The following is a 20,948-nucleotide window of genomic DNA, read 5'->3' on the forward strand; positions in this document are numbered from 1 at the left end:
CTCCTGCTCATACGGAACCCAGCTCGTTGTCGATGAAGTCGAAGATCTCGCTGTCGGTGGCCCCCTGGAGGCGGCCGTCGACCGGTTCGGGCTCGTCACCCGTGGTCAGTCGCGTCAGCAGTTCCCGGAGGCGCGCCACAGCCTTGCTGCGGCTGGGGCCGTCCGCCTTGATTGATGGCAGATCGGCCTCCAGAGTGCTCAATTCAGCTGCTCCCAGCAGCAGTTGCTCGACCCCCAGCACGGTGTGGATCCGGGTGGCCAGCGCGTGAGGCGTCGGGTGGTCGAACAGCACGGTCGCCGGCAGGTGCAGCCCGGCCACGGTGTTGAGCCGGTTGCGCAGCTCGAGGCTGGTGAGCGAGTCGAACCCCAGCTCTGTGAACAGACGGTCCTCGACGATCTGCCGCGAGTTGTCGTAGCCGAGTACGGCGGCGGCCTCCGCGCGCACCAGATCGAGCAGCAGCTCATCGCGTTCCCGGGGGTTCAACCCCGCCAGCCTGTCGGCGAGTGCCGGTTCCCGCCCGGCCCGCCGGGTCGTGGGCGGCCGGGTGAGCTTCGGCGCACGGCCGGTGAAACGCACCGCGACGACGTGGGGGGAGCTGAACGCGGTGTCGAAGAGGCGCAGTGCTTCGTCGGTGGGCAGTGGTTGTATGCCGAGGGTGTTGAGGCGGTTGTTGTCGAGGTTGGTGGTCATGGTGCTGGTTTCGGCCCAGGGGCCCCAGGCGATGCTGGTGGCGGGCAGGCCGTGGGCGGTGCGGTGGTGTGCGAGTGCGTCGAGGTAGGTGTTGGCTGCTGCGTAGTTGGCCTGTCCGGGGTTGCCGAGGGTGCCGGCGGCTGAGGAGAAGAGGACGAAGGCGGCGAGGTTGTGGTGGCGGGTGAGTTCGTGGAGGTGTTGGGCGGGTTCTGCTTTTGTGGCGAGGACGGTGTCGAGGTGGTCGGTGGTGAGGTTGTGGAGGGTGGCGTCGTGGATCTGTCCGGCGCAGTGGATGACGGCGGTGAGGGGGTGTTCCGCGGGGATGTCGGCGATGAGTTGTGCGAGTTGGTCGGGGTCGCCGACGTCGCAGGGGGTGATGCGTGCGCCGAGTTGTTGGAGTGCGGGGGCGTTGGGGGCGTGGGGGCCCTGGCGGCTGGCGATGAGGATGTGGCGGGCTTGGTGGGTGGTGATGAGGTGGGTGGTGATGAGGGTGCCGAGGGTGCCGGTGCCGCCGGTGATGAGGATGGTGCCGTCGGGGTCGAAGGGCATGCTGGTGGAGGTGGTTGGTGCGGTGGTGAGGTGTGGTGTGTAGAGGGTGGTGTCGCGTAGGGCGAGTTGGGGTTCGCCGGTGGCCAGTGCGGTGGTGAGGTCGGGGTCGGGGTGGTCGGTGTCGATGAGGATGAATCGGTCGGGTTGTTCGGACTGGGCGCTGCGGATGAGGCCCCATGCCGCGGCGGCGGACAGGTCGTGGATGTCTTCGCCGGGGGTGACGGCGACGGCGTTGTGGGTGAGGAAGACGGTGAGGCCGTCCTCGGCGCGTTGGGCTTCGCTCAGGGCGTGGGCCAGCGTCGTACGCAGGCCGGTGCCGTGCAGCGACACCACCCGGTGAGCCACAGGCTCGGACGGGGCGGGCGCGGTGGTCCTGGCCCACTCGAGTCGGAACAGGGGCCGCGCCGGGGCCATCCGGTCCACGGCCACCTCGCGCACCACCAACGACTCGGCGGACAGCACGAGTGCCCCGGAAGGATCGGCCGCGAGAACGGACACCGTGTCCGTGCCGGTCTCGGTCAGGCGGACCATCAGGGTGTCCGTCGCCGCGCCGTGGACTGTGAGCCCGGTCCAGGAGAACGGCAGCCGTGTCGTCGCGGCATCCGCGAGCGGATGCAGGGCGGCGTCGAGCAGCGCCGGGTGGACGTGGAAGCCCGTCGTGTCGATGTCCTCGGGCAACTGGACCTCGGCGTACCAGGAGTCGCCGTGCCGCCAGGCCGCCGCCAGACCCCGGAAAGCCGGACCGTAGTCCAGTCCGAGCGAGGACAGACGTTCGTAAAGGCCGTCGACGTCGATCGGGGTGGCGTCGGGCGGGGGCAGGACCTCGCAGGTCATCTCCGCCCCGACGGGACCGAGGGTGCCGTGCACATGCTGTGTCCACGGGGCGTCCTCGTCGGCCCGTGCGTACACGGCCACCCGGCGGCAACCGGACTCGTCCGGCCCCCCGGTGTCGACCTGGATCTGTGCCGAGCCCGACTCGGCCAGCACCAGCGGAGCCTGGAACGTCAGCTCCTTGACGCCGGTGCCGGCGGCGTCGGCGGCGTCGGCCACGAGTTCGGCGAAGAGCGTGCCGGGAACCACCACACTGCCGCCCACCACATGGTCCGCGAGCCACGTCGAGGACCGCGTGGACAGGATGCCGGTGCGGACGGTGCCCTCATGGCCGGGAAGGTCGATCGTCGCGGCCAGCAGGGGATGCCCGGCCTCGCCGAGGCCGGAGCCGGACAGGTCACCGCCTTGCGCCACGGGCCAGAAGCGCTTGCCCCGGAACGGATACGTGGGAAGCGGTACGGTACGGCCGCCGGGGAACACCGCGGGCCAGAGCACCGCGCGGCCGTTCACGTAGGCGTGGGCGACGGCGAGCGCGAACGACTCGGCCTCCGGCAGGTCGCGGCGGAGCACGCAGCCGAACGCGACACCGTCCACGCACTGTTCGCCCAGCGGGCTCAGCACCGCGTCGGGACCGATCTCGATCGCCGTGGTGACTCCCCGCTCCGCCAGATGCCGGACGCCGTCCTCGAAACGGACCGCCTCGCGGACATGGCGGACCCAGTAGTCGGGTGAGGAGAGTTCGGTGGCGAGGGTCCCGGTCACGTTGGACACCACCGGGATCGTCGGTTCCGCGTAGGTCAGGCCCTCCGCGACCGCGCGGAACTCCTCCACCATGGGATCCATGTGGTGGGAGTGGAAGGCGTGGCTCACCCGCAGGCGGCGGGGCTTGAGCCCCCGCTGGGCGCACAGTTCCGCCAGGCGCAGGACCTCGTCCTCGTTGCCGGAGACCACCGTGGCCCGTGGTCCGTTGACCGCGGCGATGTCGACGCCTTCGGTGAGCAGTTCGCGCACCTCCTGCTCGGCCATGGGCAGGGAGACCATCGCTCCGCCCACAGGGAGCCGCTGCATGAGCCTGCCCCGCGCCGCGACCAGGGCGCAGGCGTCGGCCATGCTGAGCACACCGGCGACATGGGCGGCGGTGATCTCACCGATGGAGTGTCCGATGAGAACATCCGGTCGTACGCCCATCGACGTGATGAGCCGGTACAGGGCCACTTCGACGGCGAACAGCGCGGGCTGCGCGTACTCCGTCCGGGCGAGCCTGTCCTCGTCCTCCTTCCCGTCCCCGGCCGCGTCGCCGAAGACGACCTCCCGCAGCGGCAGGTCGAAGTGGGCGCACACCTCGTCGAACGCCTCCGCGAACACCGGGTGGGTTTCGTGGAGCTGAGCGCCCATGCGTACGCGCTGGCTGCCCTGGCCGGAGAACATGAAGGCGGTCCCGCCGTCCGCCGCACGGCCCCGGACGACCCGCGCCTGCCCGTGGCCGTCACGCACGGCCGCCAGGCCCCGGACGAGGTCGTCCGGGTCGGTCGCGACGATCGCGGCGCGTTCGTCGAGGGACGAGCGGGCCGTGCCCAGGGTGAGCCCGATGTCGGCCGGTTTCAGTTCCGGCCGCGCGGCCAAGTGGTCGTGCAGCCGTCCGGCCAGCGCCCTGAGCGCCGTGTCGTCGCGCCCCGACAGGACGTAGGCGGCCGCCGGCGGTGTGGCGGGTGCCGCCTGCTCGGCCGTCGACGGCGGCTGCTCCAGGATCACGTGCGCGTTCGTTCCGCTGATCCCGAACGACGACACACCCGCGCGGCGCGGCCGTTCGCTCTGCCACGGCTGAGCCTCGGTGAGCAGGGTGAGTCCGCCGCCTTCCCAATCCACGTGTTGGGTCGGCTCGTCGACGTGCAAGGTCCTGGGCAGTGTGCCGTGCCGCATGCTCATGATCATCTTGATGATGCCGGCCATGCCCGCGGCCGCCTGCGAATGGCCGATGTTGGACTTGATCGAGCCGAGCGACAGCGGGTGCGCCCGGCCGGTCCCGTAGACCTGCTGCAGCGCCTGCGCCTCGATCGGGTCGCCGAGCACCGTGCCGGTGCCGTGGGCCTCCACGGCGTCCACCTCGGACGGCGCGAGCCCGGCGGCGGCCAGGGCGTCCGCGATCACCCGCTGCTGGGCCAGGCCGTTGGGCGCGGTGAGGCCGTTGCTCGCACCGTCCTGGTTCACGGCGCTCCCGCGGACCAGGCCGAGCACCGGATGACCGTTGCGTACGGCGTCCGAAAGTCGTTCCAGCACCAGCACCCCCGCCCCCTCGGACCAGCCGGTGCCGTTCGCGCCCTCGGCGAAGGACCGGCACCGGCCGTCCGGCGACAGACCGCGCTGCCGGCTGAACTCCACGAAGAACGCCGGCGACGACATGACCGTCACACCGCTCGCCAGTGCCAGCGTGCACTCGCCCCTGCGCAGGGCCTGGCCGGCGAGATGGACGGCGACGAGCGACGACGAACACGCGGTGTCCACGGTGAGCGCCGGTCCTTCGAGCCCGAACGTGTAGGAGACACGGCCGGAGGCGACGCTGCTCGCGTTGCCTATCGCCAGGTAGCCCTCCAGGCCGGGATCGCGCACGAGTGTGCCGTAGTCGTTGGCCATGATCCCCGCGAACACCCCGGTGCGGCTGCCGCGCAGCGTGGCCGGGTCGATACCGGCGCGCTCCAGTGCCTCCCAGGTGATCTGCAGCAGGAGCCGCTGCTGTGGATCGGTCGCCAGCGCCTCGCGCGGGCTCATACCGAAGAACTCCGCGTCGAACGCGGTGGCTTCAGGCAGGAAGGCGCCCCGCTTGGTGTACGTGGTGCCGGGCTTGCTGGGGTCCGGGTCGTACAGTCGGTCGATGTCCCAGCCGCGGTCCGCGGGGAAATCGCCGACGGCATCGACGCCCTCGGCCACCAGATCCCACAGTGCCTCCGGCGAATCGGCGCCGGGATAGCGGCATGCCATCGCCACGATCGCGATCGGATCGTCGTCCGGGCCGGAACCCTCGCCGGACGGTACGGGAACGGCGATCGACGGCGTGTCCGCGCCGGACAGCTCACGGCCGAGCAGCGCGGCGAGCGCATCCGGCGTCGGGTGGTCGAACGTCACCGTCGCAGGCAGCCGGATTCCGGCCGCCGCGGACAGCCGGTTACGCAGCTCCAGCGCGGTCAGCGAGTCGAAGCCGAGATCCTTGAACGGCAGCCGCGCGTCGACGGTCTCCGCGTGCCCGAGCACGGTCGAGACCTCGCGGCGGACCAGGTCGACGAGGAACCGGTCGCGCTCCTCGGCCGGCAGAGCGGCGGCCCGCGCGGCCAGTGACCCGGCCGGGACGTCGGTCGCGGCCCGGCGCAGCGTCTGCGGAATCAGAGTCCGCAGGACGGCGGGTGCGTGCGGGGCGCGCCGGTCCAGCCGGAACGCCGCCAGCACAGGCTCCGGTCGGGCCAGCGCGTCGTCCAGCAGAGCCAGCGCACGCTGAGTGCTCAGGGCCGCGACACCGCTCTGGGAGAGCCGGACGACGTCGGTGTCCCCGAGCCCTCTGGTCATGCCGCTCGCCTCGGACCACAGGCCCCAGTTCAGCGCGACCGTCGGCAGCCCGTGGGCCCGCCGCCGCTGGGCCAGGGCGTCGAGGAACGAGTTGGCCGCTGCGTAGCCGGCCTGCCCCGCCGTACCGAGCGGCGCGGCGACGGAGGAGAACAGCACCAACGCTGTGTCATCAGGAATCAGTTCGTGCAGGTGCCACGCCGCATCGGCCTTCGCCTTGAGCACCGCGGACACCCGCTCCGGCGTCAGGGCGGTGACCGGCGCGTCGTCGAGTACCCCGGCGGCATGGATCACCGTGCGTACGGCGTGCCGCGTCAGCAGATCCGCCAGTGCCGCGCGGTCCGACACGTCACACGCCACTACCGTGACCTCGGCTCCCAGCTCGGCCAGATCGGTGGCCAGTTCCTCCGCCCGGCCGGTGCGGCTGGCCAGTACGAGGCGTCCGACACCGTGATGGGTCACCAGATGCCGTGCGACCAAGCCGCCCAGCGTGCCTGTCCCACCCGTGATCAGGACCGGACCGGCCGGTGCCGACGGCGTCGCGTCCACCGCGGGTACCCGGCCGAGCCGGGGCACGGTCACCTTGCCGCCGCGCACCACGACCTGCGGTTCCCCGGTGATCGCGGCACCGGGAAGCACCTGCCGGGACGCGTCGGCGTCGTCCAGGTCGGCCAGTACGACCCGGTCGGGGTGCTCCGTCTGCACGGAGCGGATCAGACCCCATACCGCCGCATGGCCCAGGTCCGACCCGTCCACCGCACCCGAGGTGTGCACGACCAGCCGCGAGCCGGAGACGCTGTCGTCGGCGAGCCAGTCCTGGACCACCCCCAGGGCTCGCGCGACCGCGGCGTGCACGCCGTCCGGACCCTCCGCGGTAGGCGGGACGGGCCAGACCACCAGGTCCGGTGCGAGGTCGCCACCCGGCTCGTCCAGCGTCGCGACGTGGACCGGCGCGCCGGACACCGGGCCCGGCATCCAGTCCATGCGGAACAGTTCGCCCGCGCCCTCGCCCCGCAGGCGTTCCGGGGCGACAGGGCGGAGCGCCAGCGACTCGATCACCACGACGGGTGCTCCCGTGGGGTCGGTCACGGTCAGCGCGACCTCGTCCTCGCCGGTCGGCCTCAGCCGCACCCGTACCGTCGACGCGCCCGTGGAGCACAGGGACACACCGCGCCAGGAGAACGGCAGAACGACGTCCGTGCGGTCGGCCAGGATCAGCGGGTGGAGGGCTGCGTCCAACAAGGCGGGATGGATGTCGAAGCCCGAGGTGTCGCAGTCGACGGCGACCTCGGCGAACAGCTCCCCGTCGCGTCGCCACAATGCCTTGAGGCCCTGGAACACGGGCCCGTACTCGTATGCCAGGCCGGCCAGCCGGTCGTAGGCGCCCTCGAGATCGACCGCTGTCGCTCCCCGCGGCGGCCAGTGGGAATCCGCCTCCTGCGGTGCGGTGGGCTCCGCGGGCCCCAGCACTCCGGTCGCGTGCTCGGTCCACGGCGCGTTCTCGTCGGTGCGGGAGTGCACGGTGATGGAACGCCGCCCGCGGTCGTCCGCATCGCCGGCCACCAGCTGGAGTTGTACGGTGCCGTCTTCCGGCATGATCAGGGGAGCGGTGAGGGTCAGCTCGTCGACGTGCGGGCATCCGCTGTGGCGTCCGGCGTGCAGGGCCAGGTCCAGGAACGCCGTGCCGGGCAGGACGATCGTGCCGTGCACGGCGTGATCGGCGAGCCAGGGCTGGGTCCGCGGACCGAGCCGCCCGGTGAGGAGCAGCCCCTGGCTGTCCGCGAGTTGCAGAGCGGCTCCGAGCAGGGGATGCCCGGTCGCGTCGAGACCGGCTGCTTCGACGTCCGCGGGCGACGAGTCGTCGAGCCAGAAGCGCCGGCGCTGGAACGCGTACGTGGGCAGGTCGACCAGGCGGCCTCCCGGGGTCGCCGCCGTCCAGTCCACGTCGACACCACGGACGTACGCCTCGGCCACCGATGTGAGGTACCGGTCCAGGCCGCCGTCGTCCCGCCGCAGCGACCCCACGACGATCGTCTGCTCCGGCACGGATTCCTGAATCGCCATCATGACCACCGGGTGCGGGCTGACCTCGACGAACGCGCCGTGTCCTGTTGTGGCGAGGGTTTCGATGGCTGGGCCGAAGCGGACGGTTCGGCGGAGGTTTTGGTACCAGTATTCGGCGTTGAGGGTGGTGCCGTCGGTCCATTGGTTGGTGACGGTGGAGTAGAGGGGGATGGTGGTGGGTTGGGGTTGGATGGGTGCGAGGAGGTTGTTGAGGGTGTTGTGGAGGGGTTCTACGTGGGTGGAGTGGGAGGCGTAGTCGACGGGGATGAGGCGGGCTTGGGTGCCGTTGTTGCGGTGGTGGGTGATGTGGGTTTCGAGGGTGTGGGGGTCGCCGGAGAGGATGGTGTGGGTGGGTCCGTTGATGGCGGCGATGTCGATGCCGGGGGGTAGGTCGAGGGTGTGGGCGGGGAGCATGACGGATGCCATGGCGCCGGTGCCGGCGAGGGTGGTGAGGGCTTGGCTGCGGAGGGTGATGATGCGGGCGGCGTCGTGGAGGGTGAGGGCTCCGGCGATGTGGGCGGCGGCGATTTCGCCTTGGGAGTGGCCGATGACGGCGTCGGGGTGGATGCCGTGGTGTTGCCAGAGTCGGGCGAGGCTGACCATGACGGCGAAGAGGGCGGGTTGGACGGTGTCGACGGTGTTCAGGTCGCCGGCGAGGATGTCGTGGAGTTTCCAGGGGACGAAGGTTTCCAGGGCTTGGGCGCATTCGTCGAGGGCGGTGGCGAAGACGTCCGATTGTTCGGCGAGTTCCAGGGCCATGCCGGTCCACTGGGATCCCTGACCCGGGAACACGAACACCGTGCGCCCCGGCGTATCGGCGACGCCACTGCGGTCCGGGGACCCCAGCCCCGCGCGCAGCCCGGCGACGTCGCGGCCCAGGACCACCGCACGGTGCTCCAGGTCGGCTCGTCCGGCCGCCAGCGTGTACCCGACGTCGACCGGATCCGCGTCGTCGGCGACCTGCTCGCGCAGCCGCTCGGCCTGATCGCGCAACGCGGTCTCGGTGCGTGCCGACACCACCCAGGGCACCGGCGCGGCGAACGGCCCGACCTCACCCGAGGGTTCCGGATCGCCGTCCTCCAGGATTACATGGCTATTGGTGCCGCTCACCCCGAACGCCGACACCGCGAAACGGCGCGCACGGTCGCCGCGGGGCCACTCGGTGGACTCGGTCAGCAGCCTCACCTTGCCCGAGGACCAGTCGACATGCGGGCTCGGCTCGTCCACGTGCAGTGTCCGCGGAAGCGCACCGTGCCGAGCGGCCATGATCATCTTGATGACCCCGGCCACGCCCGCGGCGGCCTGGGTGTGGCCGATGTTTGATTTCAGCGATCCCAGCCAGAGGGGGGTTTCGCGGTCCTGGCCGTAGGTGGCCAGGAGTGCTTGTGCTTCGATCGGGTCGCCGAGGGTGGTTCCGGTGCCGTGTGCCTCCACGGCGTCGACGTCGGCGGGCCGGAGTCCGGCGTTGGCCAGTGCGGCCCGGATGACCCGCTGCTGGGCGGGGCCGCTGGGCGCCGTCAGGCCATTGCTCGCCCCGTCCTGGTTGACCGCGGACCCCCGGATCACGGCGAGCACGGGCCGTCCCGCCCGGCGCGCGTCCGACAGGCGTTGCAGCACCAGGAGACCGACGCCCTCGCTCCAGCCCGTGCCGTCCGCGGCTGCGGCGAAGGACTTGCACCGGCCGTCCGGGGCGAGTCCACGCTGCCGGCTGAACTCGACGAACGTGTCGGGCTCGGACATCACCGCCGCCCCGCCGGCGAGCGCGACATCGCACTCCCCGTCGCGCAGCGACCGCGCGGCAAGGTGCAGAGAGACGAGGGACGAGGAACAAGCGGTGTCCACCGTGACCGCAGGACCCTGCAGCCCGAAGACGTACGCCACCCGGCCGGAGGCCACACTGCCCCGGCTGCCGTTGCCCAGATACCCTTCCAGCTGCTCGGACACCTGACGCAGCCGGCTGCCGTAGTCGTGATACATCAGGCCGAGGAACACACCGGTCTGACTGCCGCGCACCGAGGCGGGATCGATCCCGGCCCGCTCGAAGGATTCCCACGCGGTTTCGAGGAGCAACCGCTGCTGCGGGTCCATCGCCGACGCTTCCCGCGGATTGATCCCGAAGAACGCCGGGTCGAACTGGTCGGCGTCGTAGAGGAATCCACCCCGGCGGGTGTACGACGTTCCGGCCCGTCCGGGATCCGTGTCGAAGAGGCTGCTCAGATCCCAGCCGCGATTGTCCGGGAAGTCTCCGATCGCGTCGCGGCCCGTGGCGACGAGCTCCCACAGATCCTCCGGCGAGCGCACCCCGCCCGGATAGCGGCACGCCATGCCCACCACGGCGATCGGGTCGTCGGTGAGCGGCCCGGACGGTGCGGCGGTGACGTCCTGCCCGGAGTCGAGCACCCGGGCGCCCAGATGCGCCGTGAGCTCGCCCGGGGTCGGGAACTCGAAGACCAGGGTGGGCGGCAGACGCAGACCGGTCACCGCACCGAGCCGGTTGCGCAGCTCGACCGCGGTCAGCGAGTCGAATCCGAGATCGCTGAAGGCGCGTTCGGTGTCGATCGCGTCCGGATCGTCGTGACCCAGCACCGCGGCCACCTGCCCGCGGACCGTGCCGAGCAGCGCTGTCTCCCGTTCGGCCGGTGCGAGCGCGGCCATGCGCTCCGCCCACGAGCCGGTCCGTGTCGCCCGGCGGACCGGCACACGGACGAGGCCCCGCAGAACCGCGGGCACACCCTCCGGACGGGATCGCAGGTCCGCGAGGTCGAGCTCGGCGGGAACCACGACCGGCGCTCCGGTCGCGAGCGCGGCATCGAACAGGGCCAGCGCGTCCTCGGTCGCCATCGACCGCAGGCCGTTCCGTGCGGCGTGGGCACGCTCGTTCTCGTCGAGATGTCCGGTCATACCGCTGGCCACGGCCCACAGCCCCCAGGCCAGGCTGACCGAAGGCAGGCCGGCGGCCGTCCGGTACTGGGCCAGCGCGTCCAGGTAGGCGTTGGCGGCGGTGTAGTTGCCCTGGCCGGGGCTGCCGAGCAGCGCGGTCGCGGAGGAGAACAGCACGAACGCCGCCCGGTCGCCGACGAGTTCGTGCAGGTTCCACGCCGCGTCGATCTTCGGGCGCAGCACCCGGTCGATCTGTTGCCCGGTCAGATTGCCGAGGGTGCCGTCGTCCAGGACACCGGCGGCGTGCACCACGGCGGTGATGTCGTCGCCGCCGGACAGCAGCGCGTCGAGGGCCTCGCGGTCCGTGATGTCGCACGCGGCGACGGAAACCTGCGCGCCGAGCCCGGACAGCTCCGCGACCAGCTCCGGCACGTCCGGAGCATCTGCGCCGCGGCGGCTGACCAGCAGCAGCCGGGTGACGCCGTGGTGGGACACCAGGCGTCGCGCGACCAACGCGCCGAGCGTGCCGGTGCCCCCGGTGATCAGCACGGTGCCGTCCGGATCGAGGGCCAGGCCGTCGCCGGACTCCGTCGCCCGGGTCAGCCGCGGCGCGTACGGGACCCCCTCGCGGACCGCGACCTGGGGTTCTCCGGTGGCCAGGGCGACGGCCACCGCCTCCTCGGTGGACTCGTCGACGTCGATCAGGAGGAACTGGTCAGGGTTCTCGGACTGCGCGGTCCGCACGAGACCCCAGGCGGGTGATGTGGCCAGGCCGGACACCGGGTCCCCGGAACGCACGGCCAGTGCGTGGCACGTGACGAAGGCGACGGGGCCGGTGGCTGACCGGATCACGTCCAGCACGCGGCCGACCACGTCATGCGGGTCCGCCCCGTCGACCCGGCACACCTCGATGTCAGGCCTCGGCCGGTCCGCCGGGACCTGCGCCCAGTCCATCGTGTACAGCGACGATCCGGTGGCAGCCGTGCGGAACGGCCGCATGGACATCGCCTCCACACCGAGGACAGGTGCGCCCTCGGTGTCGTAGGCGGCGACGGAGACGGTGTCCGCCCCGGCTGTGGACACCCGCACGCGCAACTCGGCAGGTCCTCGGCCGTACCGGGTGACACCGCTCCAGGAGAAGGGCAGCAGCGGGGGACCACCGGCCTCGCCCGCAGCAGCACGGACTGCGGGGTGCAGCAGCGCGTCGAGCAGGGCGGGGTGCACACCGAATGTGCCCGCTTCGTCCTGCTGCTCCTCGGCCAGCGCTACCTCGATGAAGGTGTCGTCACCGAGCTGCCAGCCCGCCCGTGCGCCCTGGAACGCCGGACCGTACTCGTAACCACGGGCCAGCAACCGGTCGTAGAGGGACGTCAGGTCGACCGGGCTCGCCCCGGCGGGCGGCCACGCCGTCATCGGGGCCGGAGCTTCGTCCGCGACCGTGAGGCGTCCGGCCGCGTGGCGGGTCCACGGGCCGTCCGCCGCACGCGAGTGCACGGTGAGCGGCCTGCCGTCGCCGTCGGCGGCACCGGCGACGAGCTGCAGTTGCACCGAGCCGTCGCCGGGCAGGACGAGAGGAGCCTCCAGCGTCATCTCGTCGACCCGGCCGTAGCCGAGCCGGTCGCCCGTGTGCAGGGCCAGTTCGACCAACGCCGCTCCCGGTACCAGCACGGTGCCGAGGACCGCGTGATCGGCGAGCCAGGGCTGCGCCTGCAGGGACAGCACACCGGTGAGCACGGTGGTGTCCTCGTCGGCGATGTCCACAGTGGCACCCAGGAGCGGATGCCCGGCCACCGACAGCCCCAGCGCCGACGCGTCCGTCCCGGTGACGGGCGGAGCCAGCCAGAACCGCCGGCCCTGGAAGGGGTAGGTGGGCAGGTCCACCCGCTGAGCGCCGCTGAACAGCGGCGTCCAGTCCACCGGTGCGCCATGTGCTCCGGCCTCGCACAGCGCCGAGCGGAACCGGTCCGCACCGCCTTCACCACGGCGCAGCGTGCTCAGCGCCACGGAGTCGGCCCCGACGGTGTCGTCGACGGTGGCCGCCAGCACCGGGTGCGGGCTGACCTCGACGAACATGTCGTGTCCTGTTGTGGCGAGGGTTTCGATGGCTGGGCCGAAGCGGACGGTTCGGCGGAGGTTTTGGTACCAGTATTCGGCGTTGAGGGTGGTGCCGTCGGTCCATTGGTTGGTGACGGTGGAGTAGAGGGGGATGGTGGTGGGTTGGGGTTGGATGGGTGCGAGGAGGTTGTTGAGGGTGTTGTGGAGGGGTTCTACGTGGGTGGAGTGGGAGGCGTAGTCGACGGGGATGAGGCGGGCTTGGGTGCCGTTGTTGCGGTGGTGGGTGATGTGGGTTTCGAGGGTGTGGGGGTCGCCGGAGAGGATGGTGTGGGTGGGTCCGTTGATGGCGGCGATGTCGATGCCGGGGGGTAGGTCGAGGGTGTGGGCGGGGAGCATGACGGATGCCATGGCGCCGGTGCCGGCGAGGGTGGTGAGGGCTTGGCTGCGGAGGGTGATGATGCGGGCGGCGTCGTGGAGGGTGAGGGCTCCGGCGATGTGGGCGGCGGCGATTTCGCCTTGGGAGTGGCCGATGACGGCGTCGGGGTGGATGCCGTGGTGTTGCCAGAGTCGGGCGAGGCTGACCATGACGGCGAAGAGGGCGGGTTGGACGGTGTCGACGGTGTTCAGGTCGCCGGCGAGGATGTCGTGGAGTTTCCAGGGGACGAAGGTTTCCAGGGCTTGGGCGCATTCGTCGAGGGCGGTGGCGAAGACGTCCGATTGTTCGGCGAGTTCCAGGGCCATGCCGGTCCACTGGGATCCCTGACCCGGGAACACGAACACCGTGCGCCCGGTCCGCTGGGTGCCCTGGAACACATCGGAGGCAGGGGTGCCGTCGGCCAGCGCCGCCAGGCCCGGCAGGAAGTCCTCCCGTTCGCTGCCCAGCACCACGGCACCGTGCGTGAACTGCGTCCGCCCGGAGGCGAGGCTGTAGGCGATGTCCACCGGGCGCTCGGCGCTGCCGGCGACCCAGTCGTGCAGCCGCCGTGCCTGCGCACGCAGCGCTTCCGGCGTGCGCGCACTCAGCTTCCACGGCACAGGCCCGGCCGTCGTGCTCGCCGTGGATTCCTCCGCGGCGGACGGCTCCTCCAGGATCAGGTGGGCGTTCGTGCCGCTGATCCCGAAGGACGACACCGCGGCACGTCGCGGCCGATCGGTGCGGGCCGGCCAGGGCACCGCCTCGGTGAGCAGCCTGACCCCGCCGGAGGACCAGTCGACCCGCGGAGTCGGCTCGTCCACGTGCAAGGTGCGCGGCAGCAGCTCGTGCCGCATGGCCTGCACCATCTTGATCACGCCGCCGATTCCCGCGGCGGCCTGGGTGTGGCCGATGTTTGATTTCAGCGATCCCAGCCAGAGGGGGGTTTCGCGGTCCTGGCCGTAGGTGGCCAGGAGTGCTTGTGCTTCGATCGGGTCGCCGAGGGTGGTTCCGGTGCCGTGTGCCTCCACGGCGTCGACGTCGGCGGGCCGGAGTCCGGCGTTGGCCAGTGCGGCCCGGATGACCCGCTGCTGGGCGGGGCCGCTGGGCGCCGTCAGGCCATTGCTCGCCCCGTCCTGGTTGACCGCGGACCCCCGGATCACGGCGAGCACGGGGTGGCCGAGGCGCACCGCGTCGGACAGCCGCTCCGCCAGTACGACACCGACGCCCTCGGCCCAGCCCGTCCCGTTGGCGCCCGCGGCGAACGCGCGGCACCGGCCGTCCGGCGACAGACCGCGCTGGGTGCTGAACTCCACGAACATGCCGGGCGTGGCCAGCACGGTCGCACCCCCGACGATCGCCATCGAGCACTCGCCCTGCCGGATCGACTGCCCGGCAAGATGCATCGCGACCAATGACGACGAACAGGCGGTGTCCACGGAGACAGCCGGACCCGAAAGACCGAGTGCGTACGCGATCCGGCCGGACGCGACACTCGGCGTGCTGCCCGTGAGCAGATAGCCGTCGTGTCCCGAGGCGGGTTCGTGCAGACGCGGGCCGTAGTCCTGGGCGGTGGCCCCGACGAAGACGCCGACCTGGGAACCGCGCAGGGTGTCCGGGGCGATGCCCGCGTGTTCCACAGCCTCCCATGCGGTCTCCAGCAGCAGCCGCTGCTGAGGATCCATCGCCGCCGCCTCACGGGGGCTGATCCCGAAGAAGTCGGCGTCGAACTCGGCGGCCGCGTCCAAGAACCCCCCCTCCTGGACATGGCTGTGCCCCGGCCGCCCGGGATCGGGGTCGTACAGCCCGGCCAGGTCCCAGCCGCGGTCGCGGGGGAACGCGCCGATCGCGTCGGTCCCGGACGCGGCCAGCTTCCACAGATCCTCCGGCGAGCGCAGCCCGCCCGGGTAGCGGCAGGCCATCCCGACGATCGCGATCGGCTCGTCCGGCGCCGCCGCGGGTCGAAGGCCCGAAGTCCCCGCGACCCCGCGGAGTCCGGTGTCTCCGCCGAGTTCGCCGGAGACATGCGCGGCGACCGCCGCCGGTGTCGGACAGTCGTAGACGAGCGTGTCGGGCAGCCGTACCCCAACGGCCGCGGTCAGCCGTCCGGCGAGCTCCACAGCCATCATCGAGTCGAATCCCAGGTCGCGGAAGGACTGCTCGGGATCAACCGCCTGCCCGGTCGGCAGTCCCGCGACGGCCGCGGTGTGCGCCCGGACGACGCCGAGCAGGTCCCGCGGCGCTTCCTCCGCGGTGGCGGACGGAGCGCTCGTGCCCGGCCAGTAGCGGTGGCGCTCGAAGGCGTAGGTGGGAAGGGCGACGGGATTGCCCGGCAGCAGTGTCGCCCAGTCGACCGGCAGGCCCCGGGTGTGCGCCTGGGCGAGCGCGGTGAACAGCGTGGTGGGTTCGGGGCGGTCGCGGCGCATCGTAGCGGCGAACAGGGAGTCCGCGTCGTCGAGTGCGGTGTGCGCCATCGGCGCGAGGACCGCGTCGGGACCGAGCTCCAGATAGCGTGTGACGCCTTCTTCCCGCAGTGTGCCGACGCCGTCGTGGAACCGGACCGCTTCCCGCACGTGCCGGGCCCAGTAGTCAGGCGAGCACAGCTGATACGGGCCCGCGAGGGCCCCCGTCACATTGGAGATCACCGGGATCTGTGGTTCCCGGTAGGTCAATTCGGCCGCGATCCTGCTCAGTTCGTCCGGTACGGAGTCCATGTGCGCGGAGTGGAAGGCGTGGCTGACCCGTAGCCGCCGTGTCTTGTGGCCCCGCTCGGCCCACGACTGCGCGCAGGCGACGACCGCGTCCGCGTCGCCCGCGATGACGGTGGCGGCCGGGCCGTTCACGGCGGCGATGTCCACGCCGGGCGGGAGGGAGGACCGCACGTCCGCCTCGGGCACGGCGAGCGAGACCATGGCGCCGTCGGCGCGGGCGGCCTGCATCAGCCGGCCACGAGCCGCCACCAGCACGCAGGCGTCGGCCAGCGACAGCACCCCGGCGACGTGGGCGGCGGCCAGCTCCCCGATCGAGTGCCCCAACAGGTAGTCGGGCCGCACGCCCCAGCTCTCCAGCACCCGGAAGAGCGCGACCTCCAGGGAGAACAGGGCCGCCTGGGTGAACGCGGTCTCGTGGAGCAACGCGGCGTCAGGGCTGTCCGCCGCCGCGAACATCACCTCCCGCAACCTCGGGTCGAAGTGGCCGAGGATCTCGTCCATCGCCGTCGCGAACGCCGGAATCCGCTCGTACAGCTCGCGTCCCGCCCCGGCCCGCTGCGCGCCCTGCCCCGAGAACAGGAACGCGGTGCGTCCGCCGTCCGCCACACCCTGCACGGCCGCCGCCGACGGCATACCCGTCGCCAGCGCGGTCAGTCCGGCCACCAGTTCGGCCCGGTCCGTGCCGACGACCGCGGCCCGGTGCTCGAATGCGGTCCGGGTGTTCGCCAGCGACCAGGCGATGTCCGGCACGGGTGCGCTCCCGGCCGTCTCCAGCAGCCGGCCGGCCTGCCCGCCCAGCGCGGCCGCGGTCTTGGCGGACAGCAGCCAGACCGGGACCAGCGGCTCCTCCCGCGCCGGCTGTTCCGCCGCCCGCGGGGCCTCGGCCAGGACGACATGGCAATTGGTGCCGCCCATGCCGAACGAGCTGACCCCCGCGACGAGCGGCCGCTCGTCCAGCCGGGGCCAGTCACCCCGGGAACACTGCACGCGCAGCCCCAGCTGCGCCAGCGCAATGGTGGGCGGTGGCGCGGAGAAGTTCAGGCTCGCGGGCAGCTGCCTCTTCTCGAGGCTCAGCACGGTCTTCAGCAGACCCACGATGCCCGCGGCCCCTTCGAGGTGGCCGACGTTGGTCTTGGCGGACCCTACGAGCAGTGGCCGGTCCGGATGCCGGTCGCGGCCGATCGCAGTGCCCAGCGCCTCGGCCTCGACCGGGTCGCCGCGCCGCGTCCCCGTGCCGTGCAGCTCCACATACCCCACGTCCGAGACGTCCACAGCGGACCGCCGGTACGCGGCGCGGATCACCGCGGCCTGCGCTGCCGGGCTCGGTACCGTCAGCCCGTCCGTGGTGCCGTCGCTGTTCATCGCACTGCCGAGGATCGTGCAGTAGACCGGGTCGCCGTCGGCGAGAGCCCGGGACAGCGGCTTCAGCAGGACCGCGCCGCCGCCCTCACCGCGGACATACCCGTTGGCGCGCTGGTCGAAGGTGTAGCAGCGCCCGTCAGGGGACAGACCGCCGAACTTCTCCGCGAGCCCGGCGCTTTCCGGAAGGATGTTCAGGTTCACGCCTCCGGCGATGGCCAGCGTGCACTCTCCCCGGCGCAGGCTCTCGACCGCGAGGTGCACGGCCACGAGCGAGGACGACTGGGCCGTGTCGACGGTCAGGCTCGGCCCGTGGACACCCAGCGCGTACGAGAGGCGGTTGGCGATGACGCCCCGGCTGGTCCCGGTGAGCGTCTGCGGGGTGACGGGCTCCCCGGAACGGCTCAGCAGCCGCGCGTAGTCGTCCCAGATGGCGCCGACGAACACCCCGGTCCGGCTGCCCCGCAAGTCCCCGGGCAGGATCCGGGCGTCCTCGGCGGCCTCCCACCCGAGCTGCAGCATCAGACGCTGCTGCGGATCCATCGTCGTCGCCTCGCGTGGCGAGATGCCGAAGAACGGTGCGTCGAACTCGTCCACCGAGTCGAGGAACGCCCCGTGCCGTATCGCCCCGGCCCACGGCCGGCCATCAGGCACTTCGCCGACCGCGCTGACGCCGTCGTGCAGCAGCCGCCAGAAGCTCACCGGATCCGGGGCCATCGGCAAGCGGCAGGAGACACCGATCACTGCGATCGGCGAGGACGTCCGCTCAGCTATCGGCTCGGTTGTCATCATGACCCTTCAGCGAGGCAATCGGGGGACTCCAGTGCTTCCTTGACGGCACGCAGGAACAGAGTCGCGTCGTGTCCGTTGATGAACCGGTGGTCGTACGCAAGGCCGATGTTCGTGACGGTCCGGGTGGTGAACTCGCCGGGCGCGGCGGCCACGACCTCGGTGCGCGCACCCGTCAGAGCGAGCGCGCAGGTCTGGCCGGGGAAGATGAACGGGACGGCCAGTGTCACGTCCGGATCGTTGTGCAGGGTCACCGCGATCGTGCCGTCCGCGAGATCCTGCTCCCGGAACGAACCGCGCAGCGCGCTGGTACGGAAGCCGGTCGTGACCGCGGCGATCTCGCCGACCGAGAGCTGGTCGGCGTTGCGCACCACCGGGACGTAGAGCCCCTTGCCCACGTCGATGGTGACGCCGACGTGGCAGGCGCCGGACAGCCTCGCCGTGTGCTCGTCCGAAGGGTGGGCGAAGAACAGCGGAAACCGCTTGTGCAGCGTGGCCACCGCCGCGACGAGCAGTTCCGGCACGCCGACGAGCTTGCGCAGCTGCCTCGCGGTGGCACGGGCCAGGTCGAGCGCGGCGCCCACGTCCACCAGCATCGCGGTGTAGGCGGCAGGGATCGTGCTGTGCGAGTCGGTGACGTTGCGCGCGACTGCGCGCTGCCCGGCGGGCAGCTTGTGCGTCTTCGTGCCGTCCGCCGCGGACGCCGCGAGCCGCTCGATGTCCGAACTGCGTACGACCTTCAGGCCGAGCGCGTGGACCTGGGCCTCGGAGATGCCGAGCTCGTCCATCATCGCGCGGGCCGGGGCGGTGATCGCCGACCGGACCTCGGCGGTCGCCGTGCTCCCCGAGTCCAGCGCCCCCGCCGTGTCCGCCGCGCCGGCTCGTGGGGTTCCCGGCGGGACTACCCGGGCGATCACCGTGCCCGGTGCGTATTCCGAGCCGGCCGGGACGACGTGGCGCAGGACGCCGGCTTCGGTGCAGACCAGTTCTTCGCTCGCCTTGGAGGTTTCCACCGTGGCCACCGCGTCGTCGACGGCGACCTCCGTCTCGTCCTCCACCAGCCACTCGACCAGGACGTAGGTGGTGTCGTTGTTGTTCAGCTTGGGAACCAGGACGTCAGCCACGGACAGCCTCCACGAGGTCCTGGACGATGGTGGTGTCACGGACGATGACCTGCTGTTCGAGATGCGAGGCCGTGGGGATCACACTGTCCGCTCCGTGTGTGAGCACTACCGGGCGCCGGAGTGCACCCCACAGGTGCTGGTGGAGCTGATGGGCGACTTCGCTGCCCCAGGTGCCACCGGCCGTACTGTCCTCGGCCACCGCGATCACATCGGTCCGCCGCAGCAGCGGCAGCAGCGATGCCGGGTCGAAGGGGTACAGCCGTGAGGGGACGAGCACCAGGCAGGAGATCTCCTCGGTCAGCAGGAGAGTGCGCGCGGCCTGGAGGGCCCGATGCGCCATTCCGCCGGGCGCGATGAGCACACAGTCGTAGTGCTCCGGGTCGTCCACATAGACCCTCGCCACGTCCGGGGTGGGCAGGTCGAAGGAGAACAGATCGTCGACCACACCGCCGGTGAACATCCGGCGGGTGTAGAGCACCTTGTCCTCGAAGAGCATGGCCGGCCGCGCGTCGGCCATGATCCGGGGCAGCAGGGTTTCGTTGTCGTGGAAGGGCGAGACCTCGTACAGGGACAGGCCGGGAACACCGAGGAAGTGCTTGTGCAGACTCTGGCTGTGCGTCGGACCGTAACCTCGGCCCCCGCCCGTGGGGCAGCGCACCAGGAGCGGCATGGGTACGCGTCGCCCGTACATCGAGACCGACTTGCTGGCGAAGTTGACGATCTGGTCGAAGGCCAGGCAGACGAAGTCGGCGAACATGATCTCCACGATCGCGGGGATGCCACTGAGGGCGAGCCCTCCGGCCACCCCGACGATTCCGCCCTCGCTCAGCGGCGTGGACAGCACCCGATCCCCGAACCGGTCGGTCAGCCCCTTGGTGATCTTGAAGGCGCCTCCGTAGGGATCGGCGACGTCCTCGCCGAGCAGGTGCGCGTCCGGATTGGCCGCGAGGTAGCTGTGCAGGGCCTGGTTGAGATTGGCCGACACGCGCGGGCTCTGGTTCGTCGCCACCATGGTCATCGGTCGCTCCAGACGGCGGGCGGGAGGGCGGCCACCTCGACGGCGACGCTGTCCACGAAGGACTTCATGGCGTTGTCCCAGTGCGCCCACCGGTCCGGGAACTCGGCGGCGTACCGGCGGTACCAGTCCCGTTCCCGTGCCCGCTCCACAATGGCGGGCGGACGCGAGTCGTCGCCCTTGCTGTGCGGGCCGACCCGGTTGGTCTCGACCTCGATCACGACGGGCGAACAGGTCTCGCGGACGCGGCTGACCACCGGCGCCAACTGCCGCCTGATCTCGTCGACATCCATGGATTCCACCCGGTGGTGACGCAGGCCGAAGGCCTCGGCGCGGCCCGCGATGGTGCCGGACATCTGCGCCTCGGTCGGCGTCGACTGGGCGATCCCGTTGTGCTCCACGACGACCAGGAGGGGCAGCTGCCACAGCGCGGCCATGTTCAGCGCCTCGTAGACGGCACCCTCCCCCCAGGTGCCGTCGCCGATGTAGACGCAGGCCAGCGCTCCGGGCTCCAGTCGTTTGAGGGCGAGTGCGACGCCGGTGGCCACGGGCAGGCTCTGGCCCTGCACTCCGGTGGACAGATAGCGGTCCCGAAGAATGTGCTGGCTGCCGCCGACACCGTGACAGACCCCGCCGTCCCGGCCCATGATCTCGGCGAGCAGGCCGCGGGGGTCGTCGAACCGTGCCAGGTAGTGTCCGTGGCCGCGATGGTTGCTGAACACGAAGTCCCTCGAGTCCAGCAGCGGGGTGAGGGCGACCGGCACGTATTCCTGTCCGAGGCAGGTGTGTGTGGTGCCGTTCAGTTCGCCGCGTTCGAACAGCTCCAGCAGCTTCCACTCGAAGTGCCGGATCAGCATCATCTGCCGGAGGTCGGTGTCCGCTGCCGGTCCGGAGACCGCCTGCGTGGTGATCACCT

4 protein-coding genes are annotated in these 20,948 nt (G+C 71.5%); all 4 read right to left on the bottom strand.

Annotation, left to right across the window (positions count from 1 at the left end):
* Nucleotides 1–7: 7 nt before the first annotated feature.
* Genes OHA19_RS35590 through OHA19_RS35605 form a run of 4 tightly spaced genes read right to left on the bottom strand, consistent with a single transcriptional unit; the run spans nt 8 to nt 20,946 of the window.
* Nucleotides 8–17,893 (bottom strand): SDR family NAD(P)-dependent oxidoreductase, encoded by a 17,886-nt coding sequence (locus tag OHA19_RS35590; protein WP_405752897.1) that lies wholly within the window; start codon nt 17,891–17,893, stop codon nt 8–10.
* Nucleotides 17,893–19,017, bottom strand: a complete 1,125-nt coding sequence (locus OHA19_RS35595) for a 2-oxo acid dehydrogenase subunit E2 (protein ID WP_405709582.1) — start codon at nt 19,015–19,017, stop codon at nt 17,893–17,895. The genes OHA19_RS35590 and OHA19_RS35595 overlap by 1 nt, the downstream gene beginning before the upstream one ends.
* On the bottom strand, nt 19,010–20,035 hold the full coding sequence (locus OHA19_RS35600) for an alpha-ketoacid dehydrogenase subunit beta (protein WP_405709579.1): 1,026 nt from the start codon (nt 20,033–20,035) through the stop codon (nt 19,010–19,012). Before OHA19_RS35600 ends, OHA19_RS35595 begins: the two co-directional genes overlap by 8 nt.
* Nucleotides 20,032–20,946 carry a thiamine pyrophosphate-dependent dehydrogenase E1 component subunit alpha gene (locus OHA19_RS35605; protein WP_405721227.1) on the bottom strand — a complete coding sequence of 305 codons (915 nt, stop codon included), beginning with the start codon at nt 20,944–20,946 and terminating at the stop codon, nt 20,032–20,034. The genes OHA19_RS35600 and OHA19_RS35605 overlap by 4 nt, the downstream gene beginning before the upstream one ends.
* Nucleotides 20,947–20,948 lie beyond the last annotated feature (2 nt).

Origin of the sequence: Streptomyces sp. NBC_00012 (assembly GCF_045040875.1) — a bacterium.
Taxonomy (GTDB): domain Bacteria; phylum Actinomycetota; class Actinomycetes; order Streptomycetales; family Streptomycetaceae; genus Streptomyces.

Bases quoted from the DNA above. Each gene is read 5' to 3' on its own strand.
- OHA19_RS35600 (WP_405709579.1), bottom strand. From the start codon at position 20,035: ATGACCATGGTGGCGACGAACCAGAGCCCGCGCGTGTCGGCCAATCTC.
- OHA19_RS35590 (WP_405752897.1), bottom strand. From the start codon at position 17,893: ATGACAACCGAGCCGATAGCTGAGCGGACGTCCTCGCCGATCGCAGTG.